The sequence below is a fragment of the Motilimonas pumila genome (assembly GCF_003596335.1).
Classification (GTDB): Bacteria; Pseudomonadota; Gammaproteobacteria; order Enterobacterales; family CBDFNC01; genus Motilimonas; species Motilimonas pumila.
This window is the reverse complement of record NZ_QZCH01000001.1, coordinates 452858-472862: the sequence shown is the minus strand read 5'-3', so window position 1 is coordinate 472862 and position 20005 is coordinate 452858. Positions and strand designations below refer to the sequence as shown.

The window sequence follows — 20005 nt, the reverse complement described above, 5'->3', positions numbered from 1 at the left end:
GAACAGATTAGCGAGGGGTGACATAAAATGTCAGGCTGAAATCAATTTTAAGTCAGTCATTTCAGATTAATTACTGAGTTGTCAATATGGGGTTGTGAGTGAGTTATCAATTTTTCTTTAGCTAGGGAATAGATTGGTTTTTCAGTGGCTAAAGGGATAAAATTGGCTTTTATTTGGTTTCAAGGGAGAGCTTATGCATTGCCCATTTTGTGGTATTCAAGATACAAAAGTAATTGACTCCCGGTTGGTGTCAGATGGCCATCAGGTTCGCCGGCGCCGCGAATGTAATCAATGCAAAGAGCGTTTCACGACTTTTGAATCTGCCGAGTTAGTGATGCCAAGGGTTATCAAATCCGATGGCAGCCGCGAGCCGTTTAATGAAGACAAGTTACTGGGTGGAGTACATCGAGCCCTTGAAAAGAGGCCGGTATCAACCGAGGCTATCGATAAAGCGATTAACCATTTAAAGTCTCAGCTGCGAGCAACCGGTGAACGAGAAGTGCCTTCAAAAATGGTGGGTGAGTTGGTGATGGAAGCTTTAAAAAACTTAGATAAAGTGGCGTATGTGCGTTTTGCATCCGTCTATCGCTCATTCAAAGATTTAAAAGAGTTTGGTGAAGAGATAGCGAAGCTTGAAAAGTAATTTAAGCCAACACCAAAAGGCAATGTCTCATGCTTTACAAGCGGCGAAGCGGGGCCGCTTTACCTGCTCGCCTGCGCCTATGTTTGGTGCTTATTTGCAAACACCATCGGGTGAGCACCATGTGCACCGAATGGAAGCGGCGCAAGGTTGCCTACTTCAAGACGCATTGGGCTCGATAGATGGGCCTATAGCAGCGGTTTATTGCAGCTCTGAGCCCAGCTTAGCAGCCGTTGAATTACTTCACCGAAAAGGCTGCAAAGCGCTGTTTGTTGCAACCTTATTGCAGCCCCAAGACACGTCTTGGGAAAATACAGCTCGTCAACACGGGATTACCCTAGAAGTGGGTTTACTGGCAAAAGATGCACAAGCATTAAATCACGACTATCTTTTTTGTAAGCATTGGCAACGACCTTTCATTCGTCTCAAATTGGCCGCAAGCCTAGACGGTCGAACCGCACTCAATAATGGTAAAAGCAAATGGATTACGGGGCCAAAAGCGCGTCAAGATGTGCAAACATTTCGGGCCCAAAGTTGCTGTGTTTTATCTGGTTCTGGCACCGTGATTGCCGATAACCCATCATTGAATGTGCGTTGGCAAGACTGCCCAGAGTTACAACTTGCCATTGCGGAGTCCCAAGTACGACAGCCAAAGCGGGTTATCATTGATAACAAGCATCGTTTAGACAATAGCTATCAAGTTTTTCACCTGCCTGGTGAAACCTATTTGGTGAGCGAAAAGGGTGACGCTAATGGGCCGGGGGCGGTGCTTGAAGTCAACAAATGCGGTCAATATGTTGACTTGTCTGATATGATGCAGCGCCTCAGCGAACAGCTTGGCATCTATTCTGTTTGGGTTGAGGCTGGACAAGCACTGGCTGGAGCGTTATTTCAAGCTCAGTTGGTGGATGAACTCATTTTATATCAGGCACCGAAATTGATGGGGCAAGATAGCCGCAGTTTGCTGACTTTGCCCCAGTATAGCGACATGTCGCAAGTGCCCGAGTTAATTATCAGAGATGTCTGTCAGATAGGCACAGACATTCGTATTATTAGTCGACTGAAATAAGACCTAGATTATGTTTACCGGAATCATAGAAGCGGTAGGGAAAGTCGCCAAAATTACCCCTACAGGAAAAGATATTAGCTTAACCATCGACAGCCAAGGTTTGGATTTGTCAGATGTTAAGTTGGGCGACAGTATTGCCACCAATGGCGTCTGTTTAACAGTGACATCATTGGGGCCTCGTAGTTATAGCGCTGACTTGAGCGTTGAAACGCTTAAATTAACCAGTTTTGCTGATGCCAGCGTAGGGTCGTCCGTTAACTTAGAAAAGGCAATGCAAGCGAGCACACGATTTGGTGGCCATATTGTCAGCGGTCATGTGGATGGTGTGGGTGAAATCATTTCACGTCAAGAACTGGGCAGAGCGATTGAATTTTGGGTAAAATGCCCGCCAGCCCTTGCAAAGTATGTGGCTCATAAAGGCTCGATTACGGTAGACGGTATCAGTTTAACCGTTAATGAAGTAAATGGCGCGGAATTTAAGTTGACTATCGTGCCTCACACGAGCGATGAGACCACCATTACACGGTTTGTCGCTGGGACCAAAGTAAACTTAGAAGTAGATGTGATAGCACGTTACCTAGAGCGCTTATTGCAAGGTGACAGTGCAGCAGAAAAAGCGAGCTCAGGGGTGACCATGAGTTTATTAGCAGAGTCAGGTTTCTTAAAATAAAGGAAAGTCGTCATGGCGCTTAATACCATAGAAGAAATAATTGAAGATCTTCGTGCTGGCAAGATGGTCATCTTAATGGATGATGAAGACCGCGAGAACGAAGGGGACCTTATCATGGCTGCGGATGCTGTCACTCCAGAAGCAATCAACTTTATGGCGACTTATGGCCGTGGCTTAGTATGCCTAACTTTGACAGAAGCGCGTTGTAAGCAATTGAACCTGCCATTAATGGTGGATAATAACAGCGCACAGTTCTCCACTAATTTCACCGTATCGATTGAAGCGGCGCAAGGCGTCACCACGGGTATTAGTGCCGCTGACCGTGCCGTAACCGTGCAGGCTGCCGTCGCTAAAGATGCAACCGCGGCAGATATCGTTATGCCTGGTCATATTTTTCCGTTGAAGGCTCAAGAGGGCGGTGTACTAACGCGTGCGGGTCACACTGAAGCAGGTTGTGATTTAGCCCGTTTAGCCGGTTACTCTCCTGCTGGCGTTATTGTTGAAATCTTAAATGAAGATGGGACTATGGCTCGACGCCCTGATTTGGAAGTGTTTGCAGAAAAACACGACCTTAAATTAGGTACGGTGGCTGACTTAATTGAATACCGCAATAACAATGAAACAACTATCGAGCGTGTTGCAGAGTGTAAATTACCAACCGCATACGGCGAGTTTGACCTCATTACTTACCAAGACACTATCGACAATCAAGCGCATTTTGCATTGGTGAAAGGTGACGTTTCAGATTCCGAGCCGACCTTGGTACGAGTACACTTGCAAAGTGTGTTGGGAGACTTGTTATTGTCTGACCGACAAGCGTCTCAAACCTGGCCGATTGCTAAAGCAATGGAAAAAATCGCTGACGAAGGCGGCATTTTAGTGGTCTTGGGCAATGAAGAAAGTTCGGCTCAGTTGATTGATAAAATGAAACAATTCCAAGCAGAAGACTGCGGTGAAGCGACCCCTGGAATCAAGCCTCAAGGTGCCAGTCGCCGAGTTGGGGTGGGTTCGCAAATTCTTGCCGACCTTGGGGTTAAAGACATGCGTTTGCTAAGCTCTCCTAAGAAGTACCATGCATTATCAGGTTTCGGCTTGAACGTGGTTGAGTATATTTCTGAATAATCGCGGCAATAATTTAATATTTAGCCAGAATTCTGGCTTTGGTTTATGATAGAATCGCGCGGTTTTTTACACATTAAACAGGATCTGAAATGAAAGTGATTGAAGGTGCCATTGCTGCGCCAAATGCCAAAGTAGCCATCGTTATTTCTCGCTTCAATAGCTTTATCAATGATAGCTTATTAGCCGGTGCTCTGGACACGCTGAAACGTTCAGGTCAAGTTAAAGAAGAAAATATTACGCTAGTGCGTGTACCTGGTGCTGTTGAGTTACCATTGGCAACTAAGCGTGTTGCAGCAGCTAAAAAGTATGATGCAATTATCGCTTTAGGCTGTGTTATTCGCGGCGGCACGCCACACTTTGATTTTGTTGCCGGAGAGTGTAACAAAGGATTAGCGCAAGTGGCGATGGACTACGACGTACCTGTTGCGTTTGGTGTATTAACAACCGATACCATAGAGCAAGCGATTGAGCGAGCTGGAACTAAAGCGGGTAACAAGGGTAGCGAAGCTGCTCTTGGTGCTTTAGAAATGGTTAACGTGCTATCTCAGCTAGATTAAGGAGCTGCCTGTGAAACCCGCAGAAAGACGTCGCGCACGAAAATTTGCTGTACAAGCCATTTACCAATGGCAAATGACCCAAGCTAACGTGGGCGAGATTGTAGAGCAGTTCATGGTTGATCAGGACCTGTCAAAAACAGACGTTGAGTACTTCCGTGGCCTAGTGGCCGGAGTCAGTCAAACCTGTGAAGAACTTGACACTAAACTGGCCCCTTATCTTGCCCGTAAGCGAGAAGAGATGGACTTGGTTGATACCGCCATTTTACGTTTAGCCATGTTTGAGTTAAGTAAGCGTGATGACGTGCCTTACAAAGTGGTGATCAACGAAGCCATTGAGCTAGCAAAAGAGTTTGCTGCTGAGGACAGTCACAAATACGTTAACGGTGTGTTGGATAAATTCATTGTTAGCCAAAAAATGCGTCAGTCAAATTAGACTGCGTTAATACCAGATATAAGCCAGCGTCCAGCTGGCTTTTTTATATTATGCCTTTATCAGAATTCGCTTTAATTAAGCAGTACTTTCAACAGCAATCGGTCTCTCGAAAAGATGTCAATAAGGGCATTGGTGATGATTGTGCCTTGTTGACGATGCCCGTCAATACAGAACTCGCCGTGAGTACCGATACGTTAGTGGCTGACGTGCATTTTTTTGCCGATGTAGATCCGTTTACCCTTGGTCATAAAGCGTTAGCGGTTAACCTCAGCGATTTAGCGGCAATGGGAGCCATTCCTGCTTGGGTTTCACTGGCTATCACCCTACCTCAAGCTGAACAGGCTTGGTTAGAATCCTTTGCTAACGGCTTTATGGGGTTGGCTGAGTATTACGATTTACAGTTAATAGGCGGTGATACCACCAAGGGGCCTCTTAGTATTACGGTTACCATTCATGGCCACGTGCCACAAGGTAAAAGCTTACGCCGTGATCAAGCCAAACCTGGTGATTGGCTTTATGTCAGTGGCACGGTTGGCGATGCTGCTGCAGGGCTGGCCCAGCTACAGCAAAAGCTACAGTTAGTTCAGCCGGAGTATTTTATCAATCGACTGCAACAGCCGTCGCCGAGAATTATGGTAGGAGCGGCGCTGCGACCCATAGCCTCAAGCTGCATTGATATTTCAGATGGCCTAGCTCAAGATTTACAACACATACTCGACAGTAGCGGTTGCGGTGCAGTGGTAGATCTTGAAAAAATTCCTGTTCATGAGCATCTGAAAGACTTGAGTTTTGAGCAGCAAATACAGTTGGCATTAGCGGGCGGCGATGACTACGAATTACTTTTTAGCGTCCCCGAAGAAAAGAAATCGTTATTGCAAAGTGTGCAACAACAATCGGGTGTGCCGCTGACTTGTATTGGCCGTTTACAGGCCGGAGCGCCTACACTTACCTTCAAACATCTCGGCCAACCGCAACAGCTAAATTTAGCTGGCTGGGATCACTTCACTTCATAGGTAACGAATGAAAAATAGACCAGATCTTAAAGGCCTTCGCTTATCTCACCCAGCACATTTTTTAGCCGTAGGCCTTGGCAGTGGCCTCGCGCCAAAAGCGCCAGGTACGTTTGGTACTGCGGCCGCTATACCACTCTACTTGGCTTTAGCCTATTTGCCCTTAAGTCTATATTTGGCAGTGGTGATCATTAGTGGCGTGGTCGGGGTTTGGTTGTGTCACAAAACCAGTCAAGATATGGGGGTGCACGATCATAAAGCCATCGTTTGGGACGAGTTTGTCGGTTTTTGGATAACCATGATTGCCGCGCCTGCCGGGTGGATGTGGATTCTACTCGGGTTTATTTTGTTTCGCATTTTCGACGTATTAAAGCCTTGGCCTATCAGCTGGTTAGATAAGCACCTCCACGGCGGCTTAGGCATTATGCTTGATGACGTATTAGCAGGGTTGGCGGCATTTGGTTGTATTCAGTTATTGGCGTGGTGGTTATAAGCAAGAAGCTTCAATTTGTGAGAGGGAGTCAGCTTAAGTTTATGGCTCCTTGCATGCCTGCGTCGCATCTCTGGTGACATATTTGGATGCTCTTGTTTGCTCTTTACTTAATTGTGTTGGCGGTTCATCTCTCCTAACTTCTGTCACGAGGGGCATCATGCCCTTGGCTTTGGTCACACGCGTTAGCAAAGGTGTCGTGAATCGTTATTCAACTCACCTACACTCCTCATATCGCATATTAGTATTATTTATAACCAGTTCACTATTTTGGCATTTTTCCAACCAATTACTGGTTAATCGTGATTTAGTGCTGAATAATAAAAAAGTGGCTAGTTATAATGACTGAAAGCCTTATTCCTTTTTCCTTGCCGCAGGAGAATCTATGCGTCGTTTATTGCCATTCTGCTGGTTTATTGCCACCTTATTATTGTCTTCTTCGGTTATTGCGCAGCCATTTGTTATTGCTCGTATTAGTAATAACCCAGCTAAAACCATAGCTCGTTTGCAGCCGATGGCGGATTATCTCGCCGAGCACTTAGGCGATTACGGTTATAGCAAAGGCAAGGTGATAGTGGCAAAAGACTATTCTCATTTACAAACTTTGGTGAAGCAAGAGCGCATAGACTGGATTACAGAATCGGGTTGGATGGCTACAAAGTTAGAGTTGACCAATTTAGCCAGCGCAGAGCTGATCAAGTGGAAAAAAGGTCACCGAGAATACAAAAGTTATATTTTAGTCAAGCACGACTCACCGATATTGGAGCTCAAAAGCTTACAAGGGAAAGTGATTGGCTTGGAAGATGACTCGTCGATGAGCGGTTTTTTTATGCCGATTATCATGCTTGATGATAACGGCCTCGAAGCGGTACAACTTAGCTCCCCGAGCGAAGCCTTAGTTGATGATAAAAAAGTGCATTACAGCTTCTACCACAAAGAGTCCAATGGGGCATTTTGGCTTGATAAAGGCATTGTTTCTGCCATCGCTATTAGTTCCAAAGATTGGCACGGTGACCGTTACAGCAATTACCACAAAGAGCACTTTAAAATTATCGCCCAGAGTGCGCCTATGCCCAGAGCGTTTGAATTGGCTCCAAAGCATTTATCTCCTGAGCTGGTAGAAGCGGTCAAAACGCTGATGCTGCCGGTGCCTGAAGCTATGCCTGATTTAGCGCAGCAGTACGAGGGGACCACTCAGTTTGATCGGTTAACACCAACAGATCGTGCTTGGCTAGAACGCATTAAAACCTCGTCACAACAATTATCTCTATGAAGCAGAAGAAAGCCAACCGCGTCAGTCTTAATGTTCGTTATGGCTTTACTTTATTCCTGTTATTGATGGCGTTAGCGTTAAGCTTAACCCATCTTTACAGCAATAAGTTACACCAAGCCAGTGATGAAGCACTGGAATATTTTAGCATCTCACTGCAACACAACCTTGAAGAGCAGTTAACTCAAACTGGGCGTCTATTAGCGACGACAGTGTCAGACAGTTTAATTAACCCAATGGCGTACCACAATTACAGTGAAATCGGCGATCTCATTAAACAAGTGATGGCGGATCACGAAGTCGTGTATTTATTGGTTTATGACGATGAAGGAAAGCTGATTCACGACGGTTCAGACAATGTATTTAATTTTGGTGAGTCAGCCAGTAAACGTTTTGCGGAATACTTGCATCCAGACGGTATTTTGCTCGCTTATCACATCATTCACCAAAATGAGGTCCATGTTACCCAGCCAATTTTAGCGGATAACGATGTGCCTATCGGTTTAGTACGCTTAGGCATGCGGTTTCCTTTGTTAGAAAAAGGCATCGCAGAGTTTAATCAAACGATGGAAGCCGGGCATGAAAAAATCAGCGAAGAGATGCTGCAAAACAACTTCTACATGTTTGTATTTTTTGCCTTAATTGCATGTTTCGCGTCTTGGGTTATAGCCCAGAAAATGACTCAGCCTATTCGTCACTTATCTTCCTTAGCTCGTGCTATCGGCCTGGGTAATTATCACCATAAAATAGAAATAAACCAAAACAGTGAGTTGGGAGAGCTGGCCGAAAACTTAGATCAAATGCGCATTAGCTTGCAGCAAAAAGTCGAAAAAATTCAAACGCAAGCATACATTGATGAACTGACTAACCTGCCAAATCGACATAACTTTAACCAATCTGTTGACGATTATATTGCCCAATCACAAGCCTTCGAGCTGCTTTATATTGACCTGGATGATTTTAAAAACATTAATGATCAATTTGGTCATGAAGTCGGTGACTTATATTTGCAAGAAAGTTGTCGGGTCATCGCGCAATATTGCCAAGATTATTTTAAAACCAGTCAGCCATTTAAGCTGTTTCGCATTGGCGGTGATGAGCTCAGTTTGACTATTCTAGCTGAGCATTTTTCTGCGACTGGCATTCAGTCTTTTGCGGTGCAATTTTGCCAGCAAGTATGCGGCTTAATCAAAGTCGGTAACCTTGAGCTACAACTGAGCATGAGTGTCGGGGTCGCCCGTTTCCCTCAGGACGCGGATAATCGCAGTCAGCTGTTATCTAATGCCGATATGGCCATGTATAAAGCTAAAGAACTGGGTAAGCAACAGGCAGTGCTGTTTAATCAAAGCTTACAACAGGTTGTGCTTGATGAATATGCGTTGCGTGAGCGTTTAACTACGGCCATCAAAGAGCAGCAGTTTTACCTCAATTATCAGCCAATCATTGATGCGCACACTCAACAATGTTTAGGGCTTGAAGCGCTGGTGAGGCTTGGGGTGGGTGAAACGTTTATTTCTCCTGCGGAGTTTATTCCGTTGGCTGAAAAAATGAACATTATTGAAGACATCACGTATCAGGTGTTTCACATGGTATGTGAGGACATCGCTTCACAGCCTGATATGCACCTCAAAGTATCGATTAATATTTCGGGTCAGTTGATTGACCAGCCTCACTTTTATGATGGCGTGATAGACATTGTTCATCAGGCTAAGATACCAGCCAATCAGATAGCCTTAGAAGTCACCGAAACCAGTATGATCCGTAATATGGACAGTGCTATTGAAGGGATGAAACGTTTTAAAAAGCAGGGGTTTACTATTTATCTGGATGACTTTGGTACTGGCTACTCATCATTAAGTTACTTACAAAACTTACCGATGGATGTGGTGAAGTTTGATCGCAGTATCATCCAGCAAACAGAGCCAGGGGATCGCTTATTCAGTTCGATTGTTAACTTGTGCAAAGCCCTCGACTTGAAGTTAGTCATTGAAGGAGTTGAAACCGAGGAGCAGCTTAGCATTTGCCATCAAGCCGACTGCGATATGATCCAAGGATACTATTTCAGCAAACCCGTACGCTGGCAAGATGCCCTTGAGTACAACGACAATCAGGAAAAATAACCGCCTTCTCTGCTTTTATTCCACTTTACCTCGCGACAATTAAACATTTTCTTTCATTTGATTAATAGCGGATGCCTTTTTACAGGGTATCGCCTAACAGGGTTAGGGTTCATATATATTTTTATTATTTATCATATCGTTATAGTTTTGTTCATAGACATTAATCAGATGTTTACTCAATCAATAGACAATTTGATGCTTAACTCAAATCTTGTCTACACTGAATGAGGAACATTCAAATAGATGTATAAAGATTTAAAACAATTGGAGAAGATATGAAAAAACTCTTGCTTGCAGCCAGCCTATGCCTCGCCAGTTTTGGCTTTATCAATTCGGCCGCTGCCGCTTCAGTAGAAGAAGAACGTAAAGAGCTGCAAACCATGACTCAGGATGTGCTCGGTGATCTTTATAAAACCCACCCAGCAGCTAAAAACGATATTAACAAGTCATACGGCTACGCGGTGTTCTCGAATACAGGCATGAACCTATTTTTACTGTCAACGGCGCGTGGGGGCGGCATTGCCTTTGAAAAGGCATCAGGCAAGAAAATTTACATGGACATGTTTTCCGCCGGTGCGGGCATTGGCCTTGGGGTGAAAGAATTTCGCGGCATTTTCATTTTTGAAACTAAATCTGCTTTTGAAGATTTTGTGAATAATGGTTGGGATCTCTCTGGCCAAGCCGATGCTGCCGCCAAAAAAGGCGATGAAGGTGAAGCCATTGACGAAGCGATGAGCATTGCGCCGAATGTGAAGTATTACCAACTCACTGAGAAAGGTTTAGCGCTTCAAGCAACTTTACAAGGCACCAAGTACTACAAAAATGATAAGTTAAATTAATCCCTTCGTTTCATTTCCGAGAAAAGCAGGCCAACGGCCTGCTTTTTTGTTTAAACAAACTGAACTAGCGATTTTCTAAACGATTGTAATCAAGTAGACCGCCGGTAACGGGGGATTGTTGTTTTATGTGAGTTAAAATGTTGTCGCTGAAAGCCCAGAATCTTGGGTCTGAGCGACGAATACCGTACTGATCCAGCATTAAACGGTAGTCTTGCTCCTGCTCCATTTGGTGAAAGGTGCGTGCAAATGCTGTTATTTGCTTGGCGTTGATGGATAAATACAAATTGGGGTAATCACCAATGACACCCCGCACTATGGTCAGATTATCTTCTTTTGGCATGCGGTAATTAGCATCTCGCAATAAACTCGACATATTGCTGTAAGCAGTATTGCGCAGCAAGGTATAAACTCGTTGATTCGAGCCATCTTGTATGGCTAATACACTGACTTCAGGCAATAAGTTAACCGCTTGGCTATTAAGATTTTGTAATCCCCTTAAGCTTCGAATCTCTTGTGTTGGCGCATCGTCTTTCACAAAATCATATTGTTGGTTTAAGGCGCCAGCCAAATGTTGCTTGAGCAAATCAAATAGCTCTGATTTATGGTGCTCGGTTTGGTAGTGAATGCCGGTAGGGTATTGAAAGCGATGTTGTTCGGCTTCAATGTATTGTCTTATGTCTTTGTTTACGTCGCGATACCAAAAGTCGCGCTCTTGTTGACGGCTTTGAGTTGGCAACAACGCTAAAAAGTTAAACTCACTCTCCATGCGTAAGAAGTCCATGTAAAGGCGGGTGTTAAGTTGGTGGCCTAAGTTGCCATAAACATCAAACCCTGCGACCAATAAATAGTGGATCCGCTCTAATATAGGGTAATCAATTAACCATGCTGTCTTGGGTTTTTGTCCGATGAGCCCTTTGACAACACTGGCGTTGTCAAAGTGTCTAAACACGGTTAATGCGGCATTGTCGTTGCTGTGCTCCCCATCCCACACCAAACTTAAGTTCAGCCGATTGACGTACTCGGTATCAAGGGCTTGCTGCAGGTGACGTTGTTTAGCGCTAAGGTATTTTTGCTGTGCTTTAGAATAAGTGAGCCAGCTAGTGAGAATACTGGAGTTACTAGCAGATTCCGAAGGCAAGCGTAAATGCTCTTTTTGCTGCACCAGAAACGCGCCTAAACCTTCGCTTTTTTCCCAATTGCCTTCACTAAAAAAGACCCAGAAATGATCATAGATGACATTCAGAGCAATTTGGCCGCGGCATACAGGCCCCTTAATGAATGCCATGATGGTGTTTTGCGCTTCCATTCTAAGAAAGTCGTAACGGGACGACACTGGAATATCGGCAAAGGCAATAAAAGGGTTCGCAGCAATGCTAACTTCGTAACTTGGAAGTTGATTGACTTCATAGTGAGGAGTAAAAAATAACTGATTGAAAGTATCTAGTCGCTCAGAGTTAAGGGCATAGGGCATGTGTGTTTTAGCCAGAATGGTTTCCCGTTCTTGTACTAAGCGATAGTACACCCTATCGACCAGCGGGTCGTCATAAGGGCGCAAGGTCGTAATGCGTTCTACAGGCTGTCCGGGTGGGGTCTTTGAGCGTACCAAATAGAAATATTGCCCTGGCCATGCATTAAAATGAAGGTGCGCCAAAAATAAGTGTTCATAAATATAGCGAGAAACAAGTTGGGATTTTAAGGAATCGCGGTTGAGCCAGTGTTCCCATAAGTCAATTTCAGCGATTAAACCTAACTGTAGTGGCGTAGGTGCGGCCATTTTAGCGCCTTGAGCTAACCAGATCTCTAAGGTGTTAAATTGCTGCTCAGAAATAGCGGGTAAGCCATAAGGCATACCCGCGTATGGGTTTTGTTTGGCAAAGTGGCCATATTCTTCGATGCTTGAACATTGCTGGTTACGATCTAACGAAAAGTCAAAGGCTTGCGCGTGCTCGCGTGTATCAAGGTTCGGGTGGGCTTGTTTCAGTTGTAGCGCTTGGTATAGCACGCTGGCGGCTAGGTTGGCTGAAGGGCTTTGTTCACGCTCATTCAACACGCTGTTAAAGCCTTTTTCACGCCAAGATGCAGTGCTAAAAGCGTCTTGGTACAAACGTGAAGGTGCCTCTGCCAGTAACCGAGTGCCGTTAAACACCTTCACTTTACTGGTGCCTCGATCTATGCCTTCTGGAGAAGTCAGTTTTAATTGGCAAGGGGCGTCGTAACAGCCATGACAAACGACGCAGCGCTGGTTTAATATCGGCTGAACCGAGTCATGATAAAACGCCGCTGCGGCAGTGGTATTATCAACCAAACGATCTTGTACCGCTGCGGGGCCGTAAATCGCATCAAAATTGGTATTTCTAAAGGTACTACAGCCGCTAAGTAGCAACAGCAAACAGCTTGCTATAACAAACTTAAACATAACATTCCCTATTTTTACCGATTCCCACCTGGTATCACCTAAGGCGGTGCTAAATGATATCCGTTTGTGTGCTTTTCAATTGCACGAGTCATATTCTAATATAGGCAGATTTTATTAAATCCGTGCAACCTGATAAAGTCTCAGGCTGCAACATATTGTTTTCTGGTGCGGGAGATTGCATGAAACTGGCTCATCTAGCAAGCCTATTGATATTTTTAGTGTTGTCATTTGGTGTTAAAGCGAAGGAAGTCAGAGTGGCCTATGCCAGTGACCCTGTGTCGTTGGATATTCATGAACGTTTAAGCTCGGGCATTTTACAGTTATCTCACGCCAGTTTCGATCCCTTGGTACGTTGGCGTCAAGATTTGTCGTTTGAACCGCGTTTAGCGACAAACTGGCAGCAGCTCAATCGTTTAACCATGCGAGTCTCACTGCGAGAAGGCGTTAAATTTCACTCGGGCAACCCTTTCTCAGCTAAAGACGTCATATGGACCTTTCAACGTTTGAAACAGAGCCCGGACTTTAAGGGGGTGATGTACGTAATCAAAGATATTACGGCGGTAGATGATTACACTATTGATATTCATACCCATAAGCCCTATCCGTTACTATTGCAATTAATGACGTACATTTTCCCGATGGATTCTGAATTTTACTCGGGAGTTGATGCCGCCGGTAACGACAAATCGAAAATAGAACGCTTTGGCAGCTCGTTTGCTTCCCGCCATATCTCGGGCTCCGGCCCGTTTATGCTGGTAAGCCGGGAAAAAGGCATTCAAACCAGTTTTAAACGCAACCCTCATTACTGGGACGAAAACAGTCAAGGCAATATTAATAGCTTGAGCCTTATCCCTATTGGCGAAGCTTCAACACGGGTGGCGGCATTGATTTCGGGCGATGTGGATATGATAGCTCCTGTGGTACCTGCGGACTTTAAAGGAGTGCATCTTTACCAAGATATTGAACTGATTACCTGGCCCAGTACACGTTTAATGTCTTTGCAGTTGAACCAGCAAAGCCATTCTGCGCTGAAAGATATTCGTGTGCGCCAAGCCATTATTCACGCCATTAATAATCAAGGTATTGTTGATGCCATTTTAGAGGGCTTTGGCACGCCCGCTTCGCAACTCAGCCCTCCAGGTTACAGTGGTCATAATAGTGATCTTTTAGTGCGTTATGACCTTAATAAAGCCCGTGAGTTAATGCGCCAGGCCGGTTATGAAAAAGGCTTAGAGCTCACTATGGTAGCCCCTGCGTTTCGCTATGAAAATGATACCAAGGTTGCGCTGGCGGCGTCAGCGATGCTATCGAAAATAGGCATTAAAGTGAAGCTAAGGCTACTCACTCAAGCCGAGTATGGCCCAGCATTTGATCGCTGCGAAGCCGATATTTTGATGCTAGGTTGGAATGCGGATACTGAAGACAGCGCTAACTTGTACGAGTTTTTGGCTATGACCCGCAATGAAGAGTTAGGTTTAGGGCAGTATAACTGCGGCCATTATTCTAATTATGAAGTCGACAGCTTAGTATTGTCAGCGAATAGCGAAATAGATCCTAACTACCGCTCTAAACTGTTGCGAAAAATTGAACGGATTTTATATGACGAGGGCGCGATAGTACCTTTGCATTGGCAGCATTTAGCGTGGGGAGTAAGAATGAACTCTAACCTGCAAAATATCGTTAATGCAAAAAGGATTGTGTATTTGGGCGAGCTGAACCTGCCGCATCAAGACGCTGATTAGATTAGGTTCACCCTTTGCTGTTTCAGAAGAAGCAAAGAGTGACGTTAATCGCTTAGTGGCCGCTTAAGCTTGGGTGAATTGACGAATACTGGCTAAAATACCGTCTTCATCTAACCCCAGTTGCTGGTAGATTTCGGCTTGGCTGCCTTGTTCGATAAAAGCATCAGGTATGCCTAAGTTTAACGTCGGCTTAAGAGTATTTTGCTGAGCCAGGTAGGTTAATACCGCGCTGCCAGCTCCGCCAGCAATCGCATTTTCTTCTATCGTCACCAAATAATCACACTCTTTTACCAAAGTATCTAATAGCGCCTTGTCTAACGGTTTTACAAAGCGCATATCCACTAAGGTCGCATCTAGCGAATCAGCGGCTTTTTTGGCCGCATTAAGCAGGGTGCCAAAACATAAAATGGCGATGCGATGGCCTTGGCGAATGACGCGGCCTTTGCCTAATTCAATTTTGCTTAGCTCAATGGTGGGCGTGATGCCAGTGCCTGAGCCTCGGGGGTAGCGAACCATCGCTGGTTGGTCTAAATGGTAACCTGTGGTCAGCATTTTGCGACATTCATCCTCATCACTTGGCGTCATTACCACCATGTTCGGAATGGTTTGAATAAAGCTTAAATCAAACGCCCCTTGGTGAGTCGGACCGTCAGCCCCGACAATGCCAGCACGGTCTACAGCAAATAACACTGGCAGGTTTTGAATGGCGACATCGTGAATAATTTGGTCGTACGCGCGTTGCATAAAGCTTGAATAAATAGCCACCACGGGTTTGAGGCCGGCAATGGCTAAACCTGCTGCTAAGGTAGTAGCATGCTGCTCGGCAATGGCGACGTCAAAGTATTGCTGCGGGTATTGTTTGGAGAACTCCACCATGCCTGAGCCTTCACGCATGGCAGGTGTGATTGCCATAAGCTTGTCATCTTGCTTGGCTGTATCACATAGCCAACGACCAAAGATATTCGAAAAAGTGGGCAGGCCACCTTTACTCTTGGGTAATTTGTTTTTGTTGGGGTCAAACTTAGGCACGCCATGATAGCCGATAGGATCTTGCTCGGCGGGAGCATAGCCTTTGCCTTTTTTGGTCATGATATGAAGAAATTGCGGCCCTTTCAGGTTACGCATGTTTCTTAATGTATCGACTAAGCCTTCGACATCATGGCCATCAATAGGGCCGATATAGTTAAAACCAAACTCTTCAAATAAAGTGCCAGGTACCACCATGCCTTTAATGTGCTCTTCTGCGCGCCGGGCAAGCTCTTTAATTGGTGGCAATCCAGACAAGACTTTTTTACCGCCTTCACGAAAACTGGTGTATAAGTCTCCGGATAACAATTGAGCTAAGTGGTTGTTGAGTGCGCCTACATTTTCTGAAATCGACATTTCATTGTCGTTTAAGATAACCAACATGTCGTTATGCAGAGCACCTGCGTGATTTAATGCTTCAAAAGCCATGCCCGCGGTTAATGCGCCATCACCAATGACGGCCGCGACCTTACGGTTTTTACCTTCTTTTTCTGCGGCAATTGCGAGACCTGTGGCGGCGCCAATGGAGGTAGACGAGTGACCTACGCTGAGTACGTCATACTCACTCTCTTCGCGCCATGGGAAAGGGTGTAGGCCCTTATATTGGCGAATGGTTTGCATTTTCTCACGGCGACCTGTCAGTATTTTATGAGGGTAAGCTTGGTGTCCTACGTCCCAAATGAGGTGGTCAAACGGCGTGTTATAAACATAATGCAGGGCAACCGTGAGTTCAACCACGCCAAGGCCTGAAGCAAGGTGGCCACTGCTTTGACTCACCGAGTTTAATAAATATTGGCGTAGCTCATCGGCCAGTGTGGCCAGTTGGCTTTTTGGCAATAAGCGCAAGTCTTCTGGGAAGTTGGCTAAAGCTAGCGTTGGGTAATGTTTTAGATCCAGACTCATAAGTGCTTATTTTTTTCGTTCAATAATGTAGTGCGCAAACTGCTCTAATAACTCAGTATTGTAATCTAACTTGGTTAAGGCTTGTAGCGACTCTTGATAAAGTTGTTGCGCTTTTTGTTGGGCGCCGTCTAAGCCTAATAAACTGGGGTAAGTTGATTTGTTATTAGCTTGATCTGAGCCTTGCGGTTTTCCTAAGGTTTCTGTGTCGCTGATGATATCCAAAATATCGTCTTGAACTTGGAATGCTAAGCCTATAGCGCTGGCAAACTGATCGAGATGAGTCAGTTGCTCAGGGCTGATTTCAGTATGGCTGAGCGCGCCAAGTTTCACCGCCGCGCGAATTAAGGCGCCGGTTTTTCCTGCGTGAATTCGCTCTAACTCGGCTACTGTAACTTGCTGGTCTTCAGCCGCTAGATCGAGTGCCTGACCGCCGCACATGCCATTTTGTCCGGAAGCGTCAGCGAGAGTGCGGATCATAGCGATTTGTTGATGTGCATTAAAAGGCGAGTCAACTTGGCTCAATAGTTCAAATGCCAACGTTTGCAAAGCGTCACCGGCTAGAATGGCAGTCGCCTCATCAAATGCGATGTGACAGGTTGGTTGGCCGCGGCGTAAATCGTCGTCGTCCATTGCCGGCAAGTCGTCATGGATCAATGAGTAGGCGTGAATGCACTCCACCGCAGCGGCTAAGGCGTCACAATCGCACAAAGGAATATTAAATAGATCGGCGGTAGCATAAACCAAAAAGGGTCGAATACGTTTACCCCCTTGCATGCTGCCATAGGTCATCGCTGCATTAAGGGATTGGCTTAAGCCTGGGCGTTGATTAAACGTTTGCGCAAGGTATGTATCCACGCGTTGGCGATAGGTGTCAACCTGTTGTGCGAGCTCACTCATGGTTAAGCATCACCTTGCCACGGATCGAGTTCTGCATCTTTATCCATTTGCGTTAAGATTTGCACTTGCTGCTCCGCTTGTTGCAGTTTTCCGGCGCTGCTCCTTGCTAAAGCGATACCACGCTCAAATTGTTTTAAAGCATCTTCGAGGGCAATATCTCCCTGCTCTAAGTGCTTTACAATTTGCTCTAATTCAGCCAATGAATCTTCAAAATTCATGTTCTCAGGTTTTTTTATCGCCATCATATCCTCCAGATCGGCGCCAAGGTTACCTGTGCTGAGCACAAGGGTCAATTAAGCCTACTATAAATATATTGGAAACGCTGCCGATAGCATATAAGTCGAGTGGGTCACAACCTTCGACTTGCTGTTATCAGTTTGATAGCAGAAAATAATATAAGTAGAACCAGATCGTTATTTTGTTTTTTCACTGAGGATAGATGAAGTGGATTTAGCAACCCTGATAGGAATTATTGGAGCATTTGCCTTCGTATTGATGGCAATGCTGATGGGTGGGGAGTTGGGTACCTTTATTGACGTGCCGTCGGTATTGATTGTATTCGTGGGCTCTCTGTTTGTGGTATTGATGAAATACAACATGGGACAATTTCTGGGCGCAGTGAAAATTGGCATCAAAGCCTTTATGTTTAAAATTGAAAAGCCAGAAGAGCTTATTGCCACTTCCGTTGAAATGGCTGACTCGGCCCGTAAAGGCGGCTTTTTGGCGTTAGAAGAAGCGGAAATAAAAAATGCTTTTATGCAAAAAGGTATCGACATGCTGGTGGATGGACATGACGCCGATGTTGTGAGGGCTACGCTTCAAAAGGATATACTGCTTACTTCTGAGCGCCATGAAGCGGGCGCCGGTATCTTTAAAAGTTTAGGCGATGTGGCTCCCGCGATGGGCATGATAGGTACCTTGATTGGCTTGGTTGCCATGCTCTCGAATATGGATGATCCCAAGTCAATTGGCCCTGCGATGGCGGTGGCTTTGTTAACTACCTTGTATGGTGCCATATTAGCGAACATGGTCGCGATCCCTATCAGTGAAAAGTTAACCCTTCGAGCAGAAGAAGAAAAGCTAAACCGAACCTTGGTGATGGATGCTGTACTGGGTATTCAAGACGGCCAAAACCCAAGGGTCATTGAAGGTTTGTTGAAGAACTATCTGGCTGAGTCGAAACGAGCGGTGGATACCACCGAGTAGGAGACGAAGATGGAAGAACCGTGTAAATGTCCGCCCGAGGGCTTACCCGCCTGGATGGGAACGTTCGCTGACTTAATGTCATTATTGATGTGTTTCTTTGTACTTTTGTTGGCGTTTTCAGAAATGGACGTGATGAAGTTCAAGCAGATTGCGGGCTCAATGAAATACGCTTTTGGTGTACAAAACCTGCTAGAAGTGAAAGATATTCCAAAAGGAACCTCGGTGATTGCTCAAGAATTTCGCCCTGGGCGACCTGAGCCGACGCCGATTGAAACCATCATGCAGCAGACCATAGATATGACCCAAGCGAAGCTTGATTTTCAGGACGGAGAGTCTGACAGCGTGGGAGGGAAGCAGCAAGACCAAGGGCAAAAAGACGGCGGCTTAGCGGATACCCGCTCTGACAAAAGTGAAAATGAAGAAAAGCAGCAAGCGGCGCAAAACCAGCTGGCAAAAACGATTGCTCACAAAATGCGTGAGCAAATAGAAGACGGCGCGATAGAAATTGAAGCGCTGGGGCAACAATTGGTGATTCGTGTGCGAGAACGCGGTGCTTTTCCTTCCGGTTCGGCGTTTTTACAGCCTAAGTTTCGTCCCGTTATTCGTCAAATCGCTGATATTTTAAAGGACGTGCCGGGTAAAATTACGGTGTCGGGCCACAGTGATAATGAAAATATTAAGTCTGAGCTCTATCAATCTAACTGGGATCTATCCACCCAACGAGCAGTGGCCGTCGCCCATGAGATGATTAAGGTGAAGGACTTTGAAGATAAACGTTTGATGGTGGTGGGGTACGCAGATACCCAGCCGTTATTTGAAAACAATGACCCAGCCAATCGCCGCAAAAATCGCCGGGTAGAAATATCAGTGATGCAAGGTGAAGCGCAAGAGTCCGATACCATTGAAGTGGTGAAGTAATGAAAAAATCATATTTCCTTGTATTACTTGTTCTTGCTTTTTCTAGCAATGTAAATGCTGATTTAGATACTAAAGATATTGCTAAGTGCGCCGTAATAAAAGGGGACCTTTCAAGGTTAGAGTGTTACGACCGTTTGGCTGAGAATAATGATTTAAGAGGAATTCAAAATGTTCCTCAAACGATCGAGGATACTGGTGACTGGGATGTATCAGTTGGTTTGAACCCTATAGATGACTCAAAAACTGTTACGTTAGCTTTGAAAGCTGAAACAGGTACCAGCCGCTGGGGAGACCCTATTTTTATTGTTGCTAGGTGCAAAAGTAATGAAACAAACTTGTATATAAGCTGGAATGATTATCTCGGTAGCGAGGTTGAGGTTTTAACGAGAGTTGGTGAAAGCAAGGCTGCAGCAAGAGAATGGGGGTTATCTACAGATAAAAAAGCTTCATTTCATCCTAAACCAGTTAATTTTCTTAAAAAGCTACTGGATTCCGATAAGCTGGTTGCTCAAGTAACACCTTATAACGAAAACCCCGTAACTGCTATTTTTAATACGACGGGTTTAGGTAACGCTATAAAACCGCTAAGGCAAACTTGTAGCTGGTAAATTAGCGTATTTCCAAATTAAAACGTGGCACTGATCTGCTCACTTTAAGATCTGCTAGTCTCAAGGTAT

19 protein-coding genes are annotated in these 20005 nt (G+C 45.2%); 15 read left to right on the top strand and 4 right to left on the bottom strand.

Going from position 1 to position 20005, the window contains the following annotated elements:
* Positions 1–193: 193 nt before the first annotated feature.
* From nrdR to D1Z90_RS02100, 11 genes are all read left to right on the top strand, one after another.
* A complete protein-coding gene (gene nrdR, locus D1Z90_RS02150; RefSeq protein WP_119909079.1) occupies positions 194–643 on the top strand; it encodes a transcriptional regulator NrdR in 450 nt (149 codons plus the stop codon).
* On the top strand, positions 633–1709 hold the full coding sequence (gene ribD, locus D1Z90_RS02145) for a bifunctional diaminohydroxyphosphoribosylaminopyrimidine deaminase/5-amino-6-(5-phosphoribosylamino)uracil reductase RibD (protein WP_119909078.1): 1077 nt from the start codon (positions 633–635) through the stop codon (positions 1707–1709). Before nrdR ends, ribD begins: the two co-directional genes overlap by 11 nt.
* A 10-nt stretch (positions 1710–1719) precedes the next feature.
* Positions 1720–2379: a riboflavin synthase gene (locus D1Z90_RS21480; RefSeq protein WP_198419021.1), complete on the top strand. Its 660-nt coding sequence runs from the start codon at positions 1720–1722 to the stop codon at positions 2377–2379.
* 12 nt (positions 2380–2391) lie between these two features.
* A complete protein-coding gene (ribBA, locus tag D1Z90_RS21475) occupies positions 2392–3501 on the top strand; it encodes a bifunctional 3,4-dihydroxy-2-butanone-4-phosphate synthase/GTP cyclohydrolase II (protein WP_198419020.1) in 1110 nt (369 codons plus the stop codon).
* Positions 3502–3590: 89 nt separating this feature from the next.
* The gene (gene ribH / locus D1Z90_RS02135; RefSeq protein ID WP_119909077.1) at positions 3591–4058 is read left to right on the top strand and encodes a 6,7-dimethyl-8-ribityllumazine synthase; all 468 of its coding nucleotides are present in this window, start codon (positions 3591–3593) and stop codon (positions 4056–4058) included.
* Between the two features lie 10 nt (positions 4059–4068).
* A complete protein-coding gene (gene nusB, locus D1Z90_RS02130) occupies positions 4069–4491 on the top strand; it encodes a transcription antitermination factor NusB (RefSeq protein ID WP_119909076.1) in 423 nt (140 codons plus the stop codon).
* A 50-nt stretch (positions 4492–4541) separates the two neighbouring features.
* Positions 4542–5504, top strand: a complete 963-nt coding sequence (thiL, locus tag D1Z90_RS02125; RefSeq protein ID WP_119909075.1) for a thiamine-phosphate kinase — start codon at positions 4542–4544, stop codon at positions 5502–5504.
* Between the two features lie 7 nt (positions 5505–5511).
* Complete coding sequence (locus D1Z90_RS02120) at positions 5512–5994, top strand: phosphatidylglycerophosphatase A family protein (RefSeq protein WP_119909074.1); 483 nt, start codon at positions 5512–5514, stop codon at positions 5992–5994.
* Between the two features lie 382 nt (positions 5995–6376).
* Positions 6377–7264: a phosphate/phosphite/phosphonate ABC transporter substrate-binding protein gene (locus D1Z90_RS02110; RefSeq protein ID WP_119909072.1), complete on the top strand. Its 888-nt coding sequence runs from the start codon at positions 6377–6379 to the stop codon at positions 7262–7264.
* Entirely contained in the window at positions 7261–9381 is a 2121-nt protein-coding gene (locus D1Z90_RS02105) for a bifunctional diguanylate cyclase/phosphodiesterase (protein WP_119909071.1), read from the top strand. The genes D1Z90_RS02110 and D1Z90_RS02105 overlap by 4 nt, the downstream gene beginning before the upstream one ends.
* A gap of 275 nt (positions 9382–9656) precedes the next feature.
* Positions 9657–10220: a lipid-binding SYLF domain-containing protein gene (locus tag D1Z90_RS02100; RefSeq protein WP_119909070.1), complete on the top strand. Its 564-nt coding sequence runs from the start codon at positions 9657–9659 to the stop codon at positions 10218–10220.
* A gap of 64 nt (positions 10221–10284) precedes the next feature.
* Here D1Z90_RS02100 and D1Z90_RS02095 read toward each other — a convergent pair whose 3' ends face one another.
* The gene (locus tag D1Z90_RS02095) at positions 10285–12636 is read right to left on the bottom strand and encodes a fatty acid cis/trans isomerase (protein WP_119909069.1); all 2352 of its coding nucleotides are present in this window, start codon (positions 12634–12636) and stop codon (positions 10285–10287) included.
* A gap of 179 nt (positions 12637–12815) precedes the next feature.
* On the opposite strand from D1Z90_RS02095, the gene D1Z90_RS02090 reads away from it, so the two are divergent.
* On the top strand, positions 12816–14378 hold the full coding sequence (locus tag D1Z90_RS02090) for an ABC transporter substrate-binding protein (protein ID WP_119909068.1): 1563 nt from the start codon (positions 12816–12818) through the stop codon (positions 14376–14378).
* Between the two features lie 63 nt (positions 14379–14441).
* On the opposite strand, the gene dxs is transcribed toward D1Z90_RS02090, so the two are convergent.
* From dxs to xseB, 3 genes are read right to left on the bottom strand one after another with little or no spacing between them, the layout of a single operon-like run.
* Positions 14442–16307: a 1-deoxy-D-xylulose-5-phosphate synthase gene (gene dxs / locus D1Z90_RS02085; RefSeq protein ID WP_119909067.1), complete on the bottom strand. Its 1866-nt coding sequence runs from the start codon at positions 16305–16307 to the stop codon at positions 14442–14444.
* Positions 16308–16313: 6 nt separating this feature from the next.
* Positions 16314–17204: a (2E,6E)-farnesyl diphosphate synthase gene (ispA, locus tag D1Z90_RS02080; RefSeq protein WP_119909066.1), complete on the bottom strand. Its 891-nt coding sequence runs from the start codon at positions 17202–17204 to the stop codon at positions 16314–16316.
* A gap of 2 nt (positions 17205–17206) precedes the next feature.
* Positions 17207–17446, bottom strand: coding sequence for an exodeoxyribonuclease VII small subunit (gene xseB, locus D1Z90_RS02075; protein WP_119909065.1), 240 nt, complete (start codon positions 17444–17446; stop codon positions 17207–17209).
* 202 nt (positions 17447–17648) lie between these two features.
* On the opposite strand from xseB, the gene pomA reads away from it, so the two are divergent.
* The 3 genes from pomA to D1Z90_RS02060 are packed head-to-tail and all read left to right on the top strand — an operon-like array spanning position 17649 to position 19936.
* On the top strand, positions 17649–18410 hold the full coding sequence (pomA, locus tag D1Z90_RS02070; protein WP_119909064.1) for a flagellar motor protein PomA: 762 nt from the start codon (positions 17649–17651) through the stop codon (positions 18408–18410).
* Positions 18411–18419: 9 nt separating this feature from the next.
* Entirely contained in the window at positions 18420–19328 is a 909-nt protein-coding gene (locus D1Z90_RS02065) for a flagellar motor protein MotB (protein WP_119909063.1), read from the top strand.
* Positions 19328–19936 (top strand): type VI secretion system-associated protein TagO, encoded by a 609-nt coding sequence (locus D1Z90_RS02060; protein WP_119909062.1) that lies wholly within the window; start codon positions 19328–19330, stop codon positions 19934–19936. The genes D1Z90_RS02065 and D1Z90_RS02060 overlap by 1 nt, the downstream gene beginning before the upstream one ends.
* The last annotated feature ends 69 nt before the right edge of the window (positions 19937–20005 follow it).

Excerpts from the sequence above, each read along its gene's own strand:
- D1Z90_RS02120 (WP_119909074.1), top strand. The coding sequence starts at position 5,512 with ATGAAAAATAGACCAGATCTTAAAGGCCTTCGCTTATCTCACCCAGCA.
- D1Z90_RS02100 (WP_119909070.1), top strand. The coding sequence starts at position 9,657 with ATGAAAAAACTCTTGCTTGCAGCCAGCCTATGCCTCGCCAGTTTTGGC.
- thiL (WP_119909075.1), top strand. The coding sequence starts at position 4,542 with ATGCCTTTATCAGAATTCGCTTTAATTAAGCAGTACTTTCAACAGCAA.
- ribBA (WP_198419020.1), top strand. The coding sequence starts at position 2,392 with ATGGCGCTTAATACCATAGAAGAAATAATTGAAGATCTTCGTGCTGGC.
- D1Z90_RS02090 (WP_119909068.1), top strand. The coding sequence starts at position 12,816 with ATGAAACTGGCTCATCTAGCAAGCCTATTGATATTTTTAGTGTTGTCA.
- D1Z90_RS02110 (WP_119909072.1), top strand. The coding sequence starts at position 6,377 with ATGCGTCGTTTATTGCCATTCTGCTGGTTTATTGCCACCTTATTATTG.
- D1Z90_RS02065 (WP_119909063.1), top strand. The coding sequence starts at position 18,420 with ATGGAAGAACCGTGTAAATGTCCGCCCGAGGGCTTACCCGCCTGGATG.
- xseB (WP_119909065.1), bottom strand. The coding sequence starts at position 17,446 with ATGGCGATAAAAAAACCTGAGAACATGAATTTTGAAGATTCATTGGCT.
- nrdR (WP_119909079.1), top strand. The coding sequence starts at position 194 with ATGCATTGCCCATTTTGTGGTATTCAAGATACAAAAGTAATTGACTCC.
- D1Z90_RS21480 (WP_198419021.1), top strand. The coding sequence starts at position 1,720 with ATGTTTACCGGAATCATAGAAGCGGTAGGGAAAGTCGCCAAAATTACC.
- ribH (WP_119909077.1), top strand. The coding sequence starts at position 3,591 with ATGAAAGTGATTGAAGGTGCCATTGCTGCGCCAAATGCCAAAGTAGCC.
- D1Z90_RS02060 (WP_119909062.1), top strand. The coding sequence starts at position 19,328 with ATGAAAAAATCATATTTCCTTGTATTACTTGTTCTTGCTTTTTCTAGC.
- D1Z90_RS02105 (WP_119909071.1), top strand. The coding sequence starts at position 7,261 with ATGAAGCAGAAGAAAGCCAACCGCGTCAGTCTTAATGTTCGTTATGGC.
- ispA (WP_119909066.1), bottom strand. The coding sequence starts at position 17,204 with ATGAGTGAGCTCGCACAACAGGTTGACACCTATCGCCAACGCGTGGAT.
- dxs (WP_119909067.1), bottom strand. The coding sequence starts at position 16,307 with ATGAGTCTGGATCTAAAACATTACCCAACGCTAGCTTTAGCCAACTTC.
- D1Z90_RS02095 (WP_119909069.1), bottom strand. The coding sequence starts at position 12,636 with ATGTTTAAGTTTGTTATAGCAAGCTGTTTGCTGTTGCTACTTAGCGGC.